The sequence below is a fragment of the Companilactobacillus allii genome (assembly GCF_001971585.1).
Lineage (GTDB): Bacteria > Bacillota > Bacilli > Lactobacillales > Lactobacillaceae > Companilactobacillus > Companilactobacillus allii.
Window position 1 is genome coordinate 1,830,461 of record NZ_CP019323.1, and the last position, 14,036, is coordinate 1,844,496.

Genomic DNA, 14,036 nt, shown 5'->3' on the forward strand with positions numbered 1-14,036 from the left:
TTTTCGTTTATAAGTCCAAAGAGCCGGTATTTACGTAAGTAAATATCGGTTTTTTGGACTTATAGGGAGAAAATTGTGTTTTGTCACGCGTTTTCATGTTCATTAGATTTTTTCTAATAATCATGGTGCGTTTTTTAAATGAAAGCGGTAATATATTTAATATAGCAAAATTTTACAATTATAACGGAGGACTATTCCATGAGTAAAGCAACTGAATATTTGAAACATGTTTATGAAGTAATTGAAAGAAGAGACCCTGATCAATTGGAATTTCTAGAGGCAATTCATGACTTCTTCCAAACAATGACACCTGTATTTGAGAAACATCCTGAGTATATTGATGCTAATATCTTGGAAAGATTGACTGAACCGGAACGCGTAATTCAGTTCCGTGTTCCATGGCTTGATGATGCAGGTAAACCACAGGTCAACCGTGGCTTTAGAGTGCAATTCAATTCAGCTATTGGACCATACAAAGGTGGATTGAGATTTCACCCATCAGTAAATTTGAGTATTGTTAAATTTTTAGGATTTGAACAGATTTTTAAGAATGCTCTGACTGGACTACCGATAGGTGGTGGAAAAGGCGGTTCAGATTTTGATCCGAAGAATAAATCAGATAATGAAATTATGCGCTTTTGTCAAAGTTTCATGACAGAGTTAAGCAAGTATATCGGTCTTGATACTGATATTCCAGCTGGTGATATTGGTGTTGGTGGCCGTGAAATAGGGTATTTATATGGACAATACAAGCGACTTAAGGGTGCTGATCGCGGTGTATTGACTGGTAAAGGACTGACTTATGGTGGTTCGTTAGCTAGAACTGAGGCCACTGGATTTGGGCTAGCTTATTACACAGAGGAAATGTTAAAGGCGAATAAGTCTGACATATCTAATAAAAGAGTTGTGGTGTCTGGTAGTGGTAATGTTTCTGTTTATGCCATTCAAAAAGTTGCTGAATTAGGTGGTAAAGTTATCACTTGTTCAGATTCAAATGGTTATGTTGTTGATGAGAATGGAATAGATCTCAATGTTGTTAAGCAGATCAAAGAAGTAGAACGTGGACGTATTAAAGAGTATGCAGACCGTGTTTCAAGTGGTAAATATTATGAGGGTTCCATTTGGGATGCAAAGTTGAAGTATGATGTTGCTTTACCATGCGCCACTCAAAATGAGATTGATGGTAAACAGGCCAAGTTGATGATAAATAACGGGGTCATGGCTATTGCAGAAGGTGCAAATATGCCAAGTGATATTGAAGCAATTAAAGTTTATCAAGATAATGGATTGTTATATGGCCCAGCTAAGGCAGCTAATGCAGGTGGTGTAGCTGTTTCTGCACTTGAAATGAGCCAAAACAGCATGCGTCTGAGCTGGACTTTTGAAGAAGTCGACGATAGATTGAAACAAATCATGAAAGATATCTTTACTGAATCGGTCGATGCAGCTAAAAAGTACAATATTAATGGAGATTATTTGAGTGGGGCTAATATCGCTGGTTTTGTTAAAGTGGCTGATACCATGATTACTCAAGGTCTTGTTTAATCAATGTCATAGTTGGAATTTATAAAAGTGATTATTTTTTTATGATTTTTAATGTTTTGTTATCATATAGATGTAATACTTAAAAGGGAGAGTAAAAATGGCAAATTTAAATGGTTTAACTGATACATACACACTCAGTAATGGTGTAAAAATTCCTATTGTTGGGTTCGGAACTTGGCAAACACCAGATGGTGATGTTGCTAAAGAAAGCGTTAAAGCTGCGATTGAGGCTGGATATCATCATATTGATACTGCTGCAGCCTATGGCAATGAAGATAGTGTAGGAGAGGGAATTAAGGCTTCAGGAATTAAACGTGATGACTTATTCTTGACTACAAAGTTGTGGAATGATGATCATGGATATGATTCAACTAAAAAAGCACTTGATCATTCATTGTTAGAATTAGGTGTAGATTATGTTGATCTATATTTGATTCACTGGCCAAATCCTATTAAGTTCCGTGATAATTGGAAAGAAGTTAACGCAGAAACTTGGCGTGCAATGGAAGAAGTACTTAAAGCCGGTAAAACACGTGCAATTGGTATTTCAAACTTCCGTCCACAACATATGGATGAACTCTTGAAGACTGCAACAGTTACACCAATGGTTAATCAAATTTTCCTTAACCCAAGTGATCTCCAACCCAAGGTTGTCGCTTATAACAATCAACACAATATTTTGAGTGAAGCTTATAGTCCACTTGGCACTGGAAAAATCTTCCAAGTTGAAGAATTGAAAGAGATGGCAACACGTTATGGTAAGTCAGTTGCACAATTAGTTTTACGTTGGTCACTACAACATGGATTCTTGCCACTTCCTAAGTCAGTACATGCCGATAGGATTAAGGAAAATGGTCAAATCTTTGATTTTGAAATTTCTAGTGATGATATGCTAACTATCGATGGATTGCACGGACTTGCAGGAATTGCTAATGATCCTGATACTGCTAATTTCTAATAGAGTTTGAAAAAACGCGTTCAATTTTTGAGTATAATGCAAAATAAGTAGATATTCACGTAAGTGGATGTCTACTTATTTTTTTTTTATTAAACAGGAAAATTTGCATTTTTCCACACGTTTCCACTGTAAATTTGAGTAGAAACGAAGTTTATTACGATTTCTTTTTGACTACAACAGTTGATTTCGCTTCTTTATTTAAAGTGGCATTTTTAACTAATTGATAAATTGTAGCGGCAATCGGAACACCGAGTAACATTCCAATGATGCCAGCAACCCCACTACCAATAGTAATGGCAGCAAGAACAAAGATTCCTGGTAATCCAATAGAACCACCAACGACACGTGGATAGATAAGATTACTTTCAAGTTGTTGCAAGATGATGATATATACAACAAACAAAATTCCTTGAAGTGGTGAAGTGACTGCTATAAGAACAAATCCAACAGCACCACCTATCCAGGCACCGATCATTGGAACTAGAGCTGTTATACCAACTAGAGCACCAATTGATAAAGCGTTTGGAAATTTAAAAATCCACATGCCCAATGCACATAGTGTACCAAGAATGAAAGCTTCGATAACTTGGCCACTTATGAAACTAGAAAATGCTTTGTCGGCTACTCCAATTACATAGTATGTTTTTTTCATAATTTTTTTGGGGACAAATGTGTTCAGTACACGATTAATTCCTTGACCAATTTTTTCTTTACCACTTACCAAATATATTGCAAAGGTAAATGCAAGTATGAAGTTGAAGAGTCCTTTTGATAAACTACCAAAAATATTTATAGAAGAAGAAAATACTCCGGATACGCCAGAAGAAACGAATTTCATCAATTTGGATTGGATACTTGCCCAATCGATCTGGCTTGTCTTAAGTTGGGACGCGATGAGACTTGCTTGATTGGAGTTATTCAGCCATTTATTAAAGTTATTCAAAAGATTCGGAAGACTAGAAAAGAAACTACTAATTGCAGTGATGAATTGAGGTAGTACTAGACGTAATACCCAAGCAATTATGGCGATTATTATCACAATTGATAACAACAAAGCTACAGGACGCCTTGTTCCGATTGCAAATTTATTCTTTGCCTTAGGCCAAAAGCGTTTTTCTAGCATACTACTTAATAAATTTATACAATAAGCCAAGGCTGCACCTATGATAAGTGGTAATGAGATTGAATAAATTATTTTTAACAGGCCTAAAATTTGTCCGGGATATACAAGTAACACTAAAAATATGGCGACTAGGGAACTGTATCTTATTATTTCTTGTTTGGTAAGTTTCATATGTTTTCCTCTCATATAATTGATAATAGTAGTATTAGTTTACCATTCAAGAACATGGACATACTAGAAAAAAACGTGATACCTATAAAGGAATCACGTTTTGACATAATTAAATATTATTTTGTGTAACCATTCATGTGTTTTGTCTTAAAATTCCAAGCATCTTTGATAACTGTATGAACATCATCATATTGAGGTTTCCAATTCAAAACTTCACGTGCTTTACTTGAATCGGCAATCAATGTACTTGGGTCGCCTAAACGACGTGGTCCCATCTTGGCTGGGATTTCTTTTCCGGTAACTTCACGGGCAGCTTCTAGTATCTCTTTATTTGAGAAGCCATTTGAAGAACCTAAGTTAAAGATATTGCTATCATTACCAGAACGTAGATACTCCATTGCTAAACGATGAGCTTCGGCCAAATCTTCAACGTGCACATAATCACGAACATTTGTACCATCTTTAGTATCATAATCATCACCAAAAATAGTTAACGTATCACGTTGACCTGCAGCAGTTTGCAATACAACAGGGATCAAGTGAGTTTCAGGATTATGATCTTCACCAATCGTACCGTCAGACTTTGCGCCAGCAACGTTGAAGTAACGTAGTGCAACGAACTTGATTCCATAAGCTACATCTGACCAATGCATGATCTTTTCCATGGCCAATTTACTTTCACCATATGGATTAGTTGGAATTGTAGGATCTGTTTCCTTGATTGGAATGTGCTTTGGTTCACCATAAGTTGCGGCAGTTGAAGAGAAGATGATATGTGAAACACCAAAGTCTTTCATTACTTCTAGCAATGAAATCATACCGTAAGTGTTGTTATCAAAGTATTTTAGAGGGTCTTTCATAGATTCAGGAACAACTGAAAAAGCCGCAAAATGAATAACGTCTGTGATGTCTTCGTTTTGGAATAACTTAATAAGGAATTCCTTGTCACGAATATCACCTTGATAAAATTTTGCTTTGTCGTTCACGGCTTCACGATGGCCAGTAGCTAAATTGTCTGCTACAACAACGTCGTAATCCATGTTGCATAAATGATCTACAGTGTGAGAACCGACATAGCCAGCACCACCAAGTACAAGAATACTCATATAATTACCTCCGATTTTGATTTACTTTCTATTATACCGTATTATTATAGAATAGTTTTATTAGGTTAAGCTCAATTTAAAAATTTCACATTTTCTGTGTTATGCTTTAATATATCTTTATGGATTAAAATATGCTTGAATGGAATGAAGGAATATGAAGAAATTCTTTTCTATATTTGGAACTGTGTTATTAATATTAGTAGCATTGGCTCTGATTTTTAATGAACCGATTAAAGAATATGCAGTTAGTCGTATTTCTGATTATCATTTGTCATCTTTGACCTCTTCTAAAGTGAAAAAAAATGAAAAAAAAGATGGCGAATTTAATTTCCAAAAAGTTAAACCATTAACGGCAACACAAGTGGCTAAAGCTTCCGTCAGCAATGATGCGGCGGTAATTGGGAAAATGGCTGTACCTTCAGTTGGTTTGTATCTTCCTATTGTAAAGGGATTAAGTGATGATTCTCTTTCAACTGGTGGCGGTACAATGAAAAAAGACGAAAAAATGGGGCAAAACAATTATGCACTAGCCGGTCATTATATGACTAATAAGGGTGCTTTGTTCTCACCACTCGAAAATTCTCAAATTGGTGATAAAGCATATATTACCAATATGAAACGAGTTTATACTTATAAGATTTTTTATAAAAAAATTGTTCCACCAACCGCGGTGTACTTGTTAGATGATACCAAAGGTCAAAAACTTTTAACATTGATAACTTGTGCTGACGGTGGTACTAATCGTTGGGCTATTCAAGCCACATTAGTAAGTAGTGTTCCAGCAAATAAAGCGACACTTTCAGTATTCTCTAAATAAGTCATGTTGTGGCTTATTTTTTTTTTTGAAATACTGTTATAATGATTTAGTTAGTAGGTGATGTAGTGGTATTAATCAATTGGGAAAAACGAAAAAATCCCACTAAAGAAGAGATTTCAAATTTTTCATCTGAAAATGATGTAAGCCAAATTCTTGGTGAATTATTAATGTCTAGAGGATTAACAAAAAAGGCCGATATCGGTGACTTTATTCATACTGATATTGCTGGTTTACAAGATCCGTTTGGATTACATGACATGGATAAGGCATTAGATATTATTGATCAAGCCATTCAAAATGAAAGTAAAATCGCCATCTACGGAGATTACGATGCTGATGGTGTTACCAGTACTTCTATTATGAAATTGACACTGCAGAGATTAGGTGTGAAGCCGATATTTTATATTCCGGATCGTTTCAAAGATGGATACGGTCCTAACTTAGATGTATATAAATTCTTGGCTGATCAGAATATTGATTTGCTTATTACTGTAGATAATGGTGTTAGTGGTAAAGAACAGATTAAGTATTTGAAGGATCGTGGCATTAAAGTCATTGTTACAGATCATCATGATTTACCGGATGAATTGCCGGAAGCAGACGCAATCGTCCATCCAACTATCCCAGGATTTGAGTATACGTGTCCTTATCTTTCTGGAGCTGGAGTTGCATTCAAAATTGCTGATGCATTACTTGGTGATGATGCTTTAGATTTGATTGATATAGCCGCCATTGGTACTATTGCTGATTCTGTGCCACTATTAGGTGAGAACCGTGTCATTGTTACAGAGGGCTTGAAACGCATGGCTGACAACAAGCATGTTGGTCTAAGTGCATTGATCGAGAAGTGTGATCTTAAAATCAATCAAATGACAGAAGAAGATATTGGTTTCAAAGTTGCTCCTAGAATCAATGCATTGGGACGCTTAGCAAATGCTTCTTCAGGAGTTGAATTGTTGACTACTGGGGATGAATCGTTTGCTAAAGAGATTGTTGATGAAACAGAAGACATTAATAGTAAACGACAAGACTTAGTCGCCTTTGCTTTTGATGATTCACAGGTACAAATTAAGGAACAAAAGAATAGTGGTGTCTTGGTTCTTAAAAGTGATAAGTGGCATCAAGGTATTTTAGGAATCGTTGCTAGTAGGGCCGTTGAACAAGAACATAAGCCAACACTGGTTCTTCAATATGATGAGGATTCTGGATTGTACAAAGGTTCTGGTAGAAGTCCTGAGGGATTCAACTTATTTGATGCATTGAATGCTCATAAAGAATTATTTGCAGGTTTTGGAGGACATGCACAAGCCTGTGGCTTTTCAATCGGTAAAGATGAATTAGAAAAACTAGTTCCTTTGTTGCAAACGGAACCAGAAAAGCAAAACTTTGATCCAACTGGTCCAATGACTAAGTTATATGATCTGAATCTTAATATTAGTGATTTGAATTTTGATTTGATTAAAGAGATTGATCAATTAGCTCCGTTTGGAATGGGTAATCCTAAGCCAGTAATTAAGTTATCTAATGTGTCGTTATCAGAGCCTAGATCAATCGGTAAAGATGGTACTCATTTGAAGACTGATGTCGTTGACAAAAATCATAAAATCGGTGCCATTGGTTTTGGAATGTATTCAAAGATTGATTCTTTAAATACGAATGCTTGTGACGTTTATGGTGAGCTAGGAGTCAATGAATGGCGTGGACGTAAGAACTTGCAGTTGATGTTGGATGATTTTCAGGCATCCGCTGAGGGTATGAAAATTAACCAGATGAGTGATATATATATTGATTATCGAAATAAACAAATATCTGGTTCGATTTTGAATAAATTCGATGCAATAGTCTTCTTCAATGAAACTTATTATGAGGCTGCTAATCGAGCACATCCACAAGTTAAGTTGATTATGTACAACGATAGTTTTAGTGGACAAAATGTATTGGTATATGATCGTCCACATAATTTGGATTTATTTAAAGAATTTATAAGTAAGAATAGTTTTGAACATGTTGCATTATATTTCCATACCGACCTGACTAGTCGCTATTTAGGACCTGATATGTCAGCGATGAAGAACTTCTTGAAGTATCTATATACTCATCAAAATGTGAAAGCAGATGGGATGGAATTGGTCGCAGAATATTTGCAATATAAAAAATCTGATATAGATTTCTATTTAAAAGTGTTTTTAGAGCTAGATTTTGTTAAAATAGTAGATGGCTTTGTTGAAAAAGCTAATGCTTCACAACAACGCGAATTGATTGAATCTCCAACATATCTTAAGAGATTACAACGCAATGATGTTGAAAAAATATTAATTGAATCCGACTTTGACAGTCTCTTGTCTTGGATAAGCGATTTTTGCCATAGTTAGATTGAATGGAGAAATTAAAAGATGGATATTGATTTTAAGAAATACGTTGCTAATGTTCCGGATTTTCCAGAACCAGGTGTACTATTTCGTGACATTTCACCATTAATGTTGGACGGTAAGGCATATGCCGCTGCCACAGATGAAATAGTTGAATATGCTAAGAGTCGTGGAGCAGAAATGATTGCTGGACCCGAAGCTCGTGGATTTATTGTTGGGTGCCCTGTAGCCTATAAATTAGGCGTTGGATTTGCCCCAGCACGTAAAAAGGGAAAGTTGCCTCGTGAAACTGAATCTGTTACTTACGATTTGGAATATGGACAAAGTTCACTTTATATGCAAATGGATGCAGTTAAACCAGGTCAAAAAGTATTAGTAGTTGATGATTTGATGGCAACTGGTGGTACATTAGCCGCAACTATTGATTTAGTTGAAAAACTTGGTGGTATAGTTGTTGGAACTGCATTCTTGATTGAATTAAAAGATCTACATGGCCGTGATAAAATTAAAGGCTATGATATGTTTACATTGATGCAGTATTAATATTATAATAATAAAGGCACATGCCTTTTATTATGGAGAGTTGGCAGAGTGGTAATGCACCGGACTCGAAATCCGGCGAACCGGTTCATACCGGCGCGCAGGTTCAATTCCTGTACTCTCCTTAAATAACACGTCTAGAACACTGATATATCAGCACTTATATAAATAGTGTGCACATTATGTGCACACTATTTTACTATGGCTCGCTTGTCATGGACATTATCTGTGTGGTGTGAGAGCTCGGTAACTAAAGGTCAATTCTCTCTGTATAAGTATCATCTTGGGTTAGGGTGTCTAAGCTGTTATCGATCACTACATCACTTTTAGCTTTGTACTCATCAATTAGATATGCATAGACTTTGGTAGTGGTTCCCAAGTTTGAATGGCCCAATCTTTTTGATATTGCATATATATCGACATTGTTTGCAAGTAAAAATGCAACGTGGGAATGTCTTAGACTGTGGAAATGAAATCCATCACGCTTTATGGAAAGAGTTTTTAATGATTTTTTTAGAGTTTTATTGACCGCGCTAGAACTGGGAATTGTATTGTATTGATTAAGAAATACAATATTGGAATTATTATTCTTTAATTCTTTTAAAATATTCAGAAACTCTGAGTTTACACGAATTACACGGTTAGACGATTCATTTTTAGTTGATTTAAATCCACCGCCGTTTGTATAATCCCAAGCTTTGCTAATAGTTATGGTTTTGAAATTGAAATTAATATCATCCCAAGTTAAGGCCATGATTTCTCCGAGACGAGCTCCGGTATAAAGTGCTGTAAGAATCATATATCTAGAAGTGAAGTGTCTGTTGAGACCAGATATTAAATATTGAGTGAGTCTTCTTATCTCATCAAGGTTGAGATAATCAACTTTGCGTGTTTTTGATTTGTCAAAAGTGATAATAATATTTTTTGTAAAGTCCTTTGGAATGATATCTTCGTAAACAGCATTTTGAACACATGATCTGATAAAAGTATTAAGTTTTGATACGGAAGACTTAGATCTATTCTTACCATATGCATTAATGAAGCTTTGGTAATCACGTCTAGTTATTTCCTTAATGTCTCGGATGCCAAAGTATTTATCAATTTGTTTACTAGTATTTGTGTACCATTGAGCAGTTAATTTGGTAATATTTGGCAATCTATATGTTTTGGCCCAATCGTCAAAATATTCCTTAAAAATAGTGCTGCCTATATCATCAGATTGACTAGCGGTTTTATTCAACTCATTTATATAAAGTTCAGCTTCTTTTTTAGTTTTGAATCCCGCTTTTGATTTAAAATGACGTTTACCATGTATGTCCAAATAACTGGTTCTAATCTGCCATGATTTACCACGTTTTGTTATCGATGCCATTATATGATTTCCTCCAATATGATATACTTAAAGGGCTAAAAAGGGTGCAATAATCCCCTTTAGTATATGTTTAGTCTAAGTCATATCCCACAACTTTGGTCGGTGAGGGGGTATGACTTTTTAATTTAATTTTCTTAACAATTATAGATTTAATAATTCAGATTTCTTTTTGTCGAATTCTTCTTGTGAAATAATACCGTCATCAAAAAGTTCTTTATATTTTCTTATTTCGTCTGCACTGCTAGCTTCAGTATTGTTAACTTGTTGTGTAGGTTGTGATTGATTGTCACTGATGATTCTATCAAGAATGTTGCACCATGAATCAAGTTGCTGCTGTGCACCTCTCGCAATCCATGAATCTGGCTTCTTTTCTTCAGATAAGAAAGTAGCTCCAAAAGTTTCTCCTGATGATAGGTATACAGTTATTGCAATTTTTGTGATCACATCGTACTGTTTCCCACCAGTCATTGCTCCTACAATTGCTCCAGCACCTCCAAAGAGAATACCTCCAGTAGCTGCACGAGCAATTCCGTGATGTTTTTTAACTTCATGTCCTTCGACAATAGGCTTGTATCCAGTTATATCTTTAAAATAGTAAAGTTTTTCAGTTGTTTTAAATGCAAATTTCAATTGGGTCATTACAATCTTTGATGTAAAGTCAGCATACAATCCATCAGCGCTTGCAGCACGATTTACGTCAAAGACATCATCGGGCTGTTCATCTAGTTCGTCTGACTCTTTTTCAGAAATTTCATCAGTAATAATTTCTTCATCTTTTAGTGGATTTTCTTTAAGATAAGATAATTTTGATTTAATATCTTCTGAATTCATTTTTGATAGTTTTAATGATTCCATTATTTTTGGTGGATTACTGAATTCCAAAGCCATAGAAACATCAGGCATGCAATCATTGCATATGTTTCCATTTTCAATTTGATATGATGACTCCCAAAGTTTGATTTTTTTATCACATATGACACATTGTTTTGACATAATAAAAATCCCCTAATTATAGCAGCTTTTAAAGTCAGTCAGTATTTGGACTATGGCTATCTATAATAACTTTGAATTTCATCGATAACAGTATCTTCCAAGTAAAGTGGTATGTTAAAAGCTTCCATAAATCTTACTGTATTTGCATGTATGTATTCAATATTAGAAAAGTATAATGGTATCAATAATTGAATTGCAGTCTTATTTGCATGTCCTTCAATACCAAATTTTGAGGGTGAAAAATACAGGCATGCTTTGGATCCATCGTCATTTAATACATGTCCAATTTCATGTGCAAGTTGAAATGGTATTTGATTTTGAATATGCCAGTTGCTGTTGATAACTATGACTTTTGTTTTAGTATCTACTGCAGCAGGTGTGTAAGGTGAGAACTTATCTTCCATAATTACTGCTATGTTATTATCAAATGCCAAATTCATTAAGGCAGACGTCATGTCATTTATCATATAATCATATCCAATCAAAATTAGTTAAAGATGTTTTCTCCGTATTGTTGAATCAGGTCGTTGCGCCACTCAGGATAGCTTTTATAAGGAATCATCTCACTCTTGTTTGTTACAGGGTTACGACTCCATCTTTCGGAAATCGGTAGTAAGGATTCATCCATATCTCGTGTTGTTATATCACAACGACAACCATCATGCAGAGGAGGAATCATGTTTAATTCGTCCGATTTAAATATGATTCCATCAGCTTGGCCACATTTAGTGCATGTGTTCTTATCTAGTGTTGCAGTGAATTCATAATTATCAGCTCCGCCTAGCAGTGTCATGCTCTTGTGCTTAGTATAACCAACACTGGTAACTAATTTTTCTCTCGAAATCATTTGCTCTTTAGATTGTGATAATGCGTTTAATGGGCTGATTATTCCGTCACTAGATTTATTTTTGTGAGACCAAATTAAAGTTTTATATTTTGATACAATATCAAATCCAGTGTTAGTTAGTTCTAGTATTCTTAAATTTGGATTTCTGTAAGTATCTTCATCTAAATTTTCTTTGATTCTTCCGATTAATTCTGATTTTTTTCCGGATACTTTTAATGAATTATTACGAAGAATATTCTTCAGCTCTGTAACCTTTAATACAGAAAGAGAATTTGATGGTGATGAATATTTAAGCAGATTATTTTTAATCAGTGAATCTTTATGGGCAATTGCATTAATTCCAAACTCATATTCAAAATAGGAAGGAGGTGTCTCTAAATAATCTTTATTGTTAAGCCAGTCCAAAAGAATTATATCTCCAGTTAATAGATTTTCTTCTAAGGGCTGTAAGAATATATCGTTAAGCTCCATTGATGGAAATGATTTTGCTTTTTTCTTAAACTCTTTCATATCTCTATCGGGATTAATGTATGGAGATACTTCTTTTTTTCTGGATAATTTGCTTAGCAGTTTTTCCAATAGTTTATTGATCATTTCTACCACCTCTTAAAAGTCGCTTCATTAATTCTAAATCTTCCGGTGGGATAGGGCGACCCTCAAATGTCATTATTACGTCATCGTTATCAATTGCTTCTTTTACATCTATCTCTTTAGTAGTACTAATCACTTTTTTAGAATCATCGTCGAGCAAATCTTTTCTATCAACTTTTAAAACGTTAGCTATTTTATCCAGAGTCTCCAAAGATGGGTTCTTTCCAGTTCTATATTGATAAATCATATTTTTGCTTAACCCAGATTTCTCAGCAACTTGTTGAAGACTCATGCCTCTGATTTTTGAATATTTTTTTATGTTGTCATATACCGTCATAGTAGTGTTTCTCCTAAAATTAATAGGATGAATTTACACCTATGGTGTTAAAAATGTTGCATTATTTTACACCTATGGTATGATTAATTCATCAAGTAATTAAGCAACAAAAAACAAGCGTTATCGTAGACAACTTTGTCGAGTGAATTACGATAGCATGAGGAATCATTTGCTTATTTGTTATGCCCATATTTTACACCATAGGAATGAAATACACAACTACTTGATGAATTAATAACAGTAAAGGAGGTAAATACATGCCAGAAGCACAGTTAGCAAGCTATGCACGTAAGATTGAAAGTGAAATTAAGATTGCCCTAATCCAACGTAATATGACACAACGGGAACTAGCTAAGTTGATTGGAACAGGTACACAACAATTGAATCGTGCCATTAAAGGTGATATGACTCCAAAATCTCGCGAACTTAGAAAGAAAATTGAAAAGATTTTATTTATAGAAGGCTAGGTGAAAGTTAATGGATAACGTGGAGAAATTTAGTTTTAAGGGAAACAATGTACGAATAATACAGATTGAAAATGAACCGTGTTTTGTAGGAAATGATGTGGCCAATATTTTAGGATATTCCAGAAACAGAAAGGCGATTCAAGATCATGTAGATGATGAAGATAAATGTGACGTCCCAATTCAGGACGCCATAGGCAGAAAGCAAAATACAACGGTTATCAATGAATCGGGTTTATATAGCTTAATTCTTTCAAGCAAGTTACCAAATGCCAGAGAATTTCAACGTTGGGTTACATCAGAAGTGTTGCCAGCTATTAGAAAACACGGTGCGTATCTGACTGATGAGGCAATTGAAAATACATTAACTGATCCGGATTTTATCATTAAGCTTGCCACTCAATTAAAATTTGAACGCGAAGGTAGGTTAATTGCTGAGCAGCGAGTTAATGAGTTACAATCCAAGGCTACTTATTATGATCAGGTTTTATCTAATTCGTCATTAGTGTCAATTACAACTATTGCTAAAGATTACGGTATGGGAGCTCGTGAGATGAATAAGTTACTTCATGGATTAGGGGTTCAATTTAAGCAAGGTAAGAATTGGTTTTTATATGCAAAATATCAAAAGACAGGTTGGACGCATTCAGAAACATTTATGGTTACTGCTAGCGACGGAACTGAACACGCAAAGGTAACAACTAAATGGACTCAAAAAGGAAGACTTGGATTATACGAACTATTAAAACAAAAAAATGTAATTCCATTGATTGAGCAAAATGATACAGCGTTGGAGGTGTAGG

The 14,036-nt window shown here is 34.9% G+C and carries 14 protein-coding genes and 1 tRNA gene; 8 read left to right on the plus strand and 7 right to left on the minus strand.

Annotated features, from left to right (window positions below):
* Window positions 1-198 precede the first annotated feature (198 nt).
* Together gdhA and BTM29_RS08985 are read left to right on the plus strand one after the other, a co-directional pair.
* Window positions 199-1,545: an NADP-specific glutamate dehydrogenase gene (gdhA, locus tag BTM29_RS08980; protein ID WP_076616371.1), complete on the plus strand. Its 1,347-nt coding sequence runs from the start codon at window positions 199-201 to the stop codon at window positions 1,543-1,545.
* Window positions 1,546-1,642: 97 nt separating this feature from the next.
* On the plus strand, window positions 1,643-2,503 hold the full coding sequence (locus BTM29_RS08985) for an aldo/keto reductase (protein WP_076616375.1): 861 nt from the start codon (window positions 1,643-1,645) through the stop codon (window positions 2,501-2,503).
* Window positions 2,504-2,657: 154 nt separating this feature from the next.
* On the opposite strand, the gene BTM29_RS08990 is transcribed toward BTM29_RS08985, so the two are convergent.
* Together BTM29_RS08990 and galE are read right to left on the minus strand one after the other, a co-directional pair.
* Entirely contained in the window at window positions 2,658-3,797 is a 1,140-nt protein-coding gene (locus BTM29_RS08990; protein WP_076616378.1) for an AI-2E family transporter, read from the minus strand.
* A gap of 116 nt (window positions 3,798-3,913) precedes the next feature.
* A complete protein-coding gene (gene galE / locus BTM29_RS08995; protein WP_076616381.1) occupies window positions 3,914-4,903 on the minus strand; it encodes a UDP-glucose 4-epimerase GalE in 990 nt (329 codons plus the stop codon).
* A gap of 154 nt (window positions 4,904-5,057) precedes the next feature.
* On the opposite strand from galE, the gene BTM29_RS09000 reads away from it, so the two are divergent.
* From BTM29_RS09000 to BTM29_RS09015, 4 genes are all read left to right on the plus strand, one after another.
* Window positions 5,058-5,720, plus strand: a complete 663-nt coding sequence (locus tag BTM29_RS09000) for a class A sortase (RefSeq protein ID WP_076616384.1) — start codon at window positions 5,058-5,060, stop codon at window positions 5,718-5,720.
* 65 nt (window positions 5,721-5,785) lie between these two features.
* Window positions 5,786-8,092: a single-stranded-DNA-specific exonuclease RecJ gene (recJ, locus tag BTM29_RS09005; protein ID WP_076616387.1), complete on the plus strand. Its 2,307-nt coding sequence runs from the start codon at window positions 5,786-5,788 to the stop codon at window positions 8,090-8,092.
* A gap of 21 nt (window positions 8,093-8,113) precedes the next feature.
* A complete protein-coding gene (locus tag BTM29_RS09010) occupies window positions 8,114-8,632 on the plus strand; it encodes an adenine phosphoribosyltransferase (protein ID WP_076616390.1) in 519 nt (172 codons plus the stop codon).
* Window positions 8,633-8,666: 34 nt separating this feature from the next.
* Window positions 8,667-8,754, plus strand: a tRNA-Ser gene (locus BTM29_RS09015).
* Between the two features lie 125 nt (window positions 8,755-8,879).
* Here BTM29_RS09015 and BTM29_RS09020 read toward each other — a convergent pair.
* From BTM29_RS09020 to BTM29_RS09040, 5 genes are all read right to left on the minus strand, one after another.
* A complete protein-coding gene (locus BTM29_RS09020) occupies window positions 8,880-10,001 on the minus strand; it encodes a site-specific integrase (protein WP_076616394.1) in 1,122 nt (373 codons plus the stop codon).
* Between the two features lie 141 nt (window positions 10,002-10,142).
* A complete protein-coding gene (locus BTM29_RS09025; protein WP_076616397.1) occupies window positions 10,143-10,994 on the minus strand; it encodes an SHOCT domain-containing protein in 852 nt (283 codons plus the stop codon).
* A gap of 56 nt (window positions 10,995-11,050) precedes the next feature.
* Window positions 11,051-11,479, minus strand: coding sequence for an ImmA/IrrE family metallo-endopeptidase (locus BTM29_RS09030; protein WP_083685968.1), 429 nt, complete (start codon window positions 11,477-11,479; stop codon window positions 11,051-11,053).
* A gap of 2 nt (window positions 11,480-11,481) precedes the next feature.
* Window positions 11,482-12,435, minus strand: coding sequence for a minor capsid protein (locus BTM29_RS09035; RefSeq protein ID WP_076616400.1), 954 nt, complete (start codon window positions 12,433-12,435; stop codon window positions 11,482-11,484).
* On the minus strand, window positions 12,425-12,769 hold the full coding sequence (locus BTM29_RS09040) for a helix-turn-helix domain-containing protein (RefSeq protein WP_076616403.1): 345 nt from the start codon (window positions 12,767-12,769) through the stop codon (window positions 12,425-12,427). Before BTM29_RS09040 ends, BTM29_RS09035 begins: the two co-directional genes overlap by 11 nt.
* Window positions 12,770-13,026: 257 nt before the next feature.
* Between BTM29_RS09040 and BTM29_RS09045 the strand changes: the two genes are divergently transcribed.
* A complete protein-coding gene (locus tag BTM29_RS09045; protein WP_076616406.1) occupies window positions 13,027-13,236 on the plus strand; it encodes a helix-turn-helix domain-containing protein in 210 nt (69 codons plus the stop codon).
* A gap of 10 nt (window positions 13,237-13,246) precedes the next feature.
* A complete protein-coding gene (locus BTM29_RS09050) occupies window positions 13,247-14,035 on the plus strand; it encodes a phage antirepressor (protein ID WP_076616408.1) in 789 nt (262 codons plus the stop codon).
* Window position 14,036: the final 1 nt, after the last annotated feature.

Coding starts and splice junctions, on each gene's coding strand:
- BTM29_RS09010 (WP_076616390.1), top strand. CDS start 8,114: ATGGATATTGATTTTAAGAAATACGTTGCTAATGTTCCGGATTTTCCA.
- gdhA (WP_076616371.1), top strand. CDS start 199: ATGAGTAAAGCAACTGAATATTTGAAACATGTTTATGAAGTAATTGAA.
- galE (WP_076616381.1), bottom strand. CDS start 4,903: ATGAGTATTCTTGTACTTGGTGGTGCTGGCTATGTCGGTTCTCACACT.
- BTM29_RS09020 (WP_076616394.1), bottom strand. CDS start 10,001: ATGGCATCGATAACAAAACGTGGTAAATCATGGCAGATTAGAACCAGT.
- BTM29_RS09000 (WP_076616384.1), top strand. CDS start 5,058: ATGAAGAAATTCTTTTCTATATTTGGAACTGTGTTATTAATATTAGTA.
- BTM29_RS09040 (WP_076616403.1), bottom strand. CDS start 12,769: ATGACGGTATATGACAACATAAAAAAATATTCAAAAATCAGAGGCATG.
- BTM29_RS08985 (WP_076616375.1), top strand. CDS start 1,643: ATGGCAAATTTAAATGGTTTAACTGATACATACACACTCAGTAATGGT.
- BTM29_RS09050 (WP_076616408.1), top strand. CDS start 13,247: ATGGATAACGTGGAGAAATTTAGTTTTAAGGGAAACAATGTACGAATA.
- BTM29_RS09025 (WP_076616397.1), bottom strand. CDS start 10,994: ATGTCAAAACAATGTGTCATATGTGATAAAAAAATCAAACTTTGGGAG.
- BTM29_RS08990 (WP_076616378.1), bottom strand. CDS start 3,797: ATGAAACTTACCAAACAAGAAATAATAAGATACAGTTCCCTAGTCGCC.
- BTM29_RS09045 (WP_076616406.1), top strand. CDS start 13,027: ATGCCAGAAGCACAGTTAGCAAGCTATGCACGTAAGATTGAAAGTGAA.
- BTM29_RS09035 (WP_076616400.1), bottom strand. CDS start 12,435: ATGATCAATAAACTATTGGAAAAACTGCTAAGCAAATTATCCAGAAAA.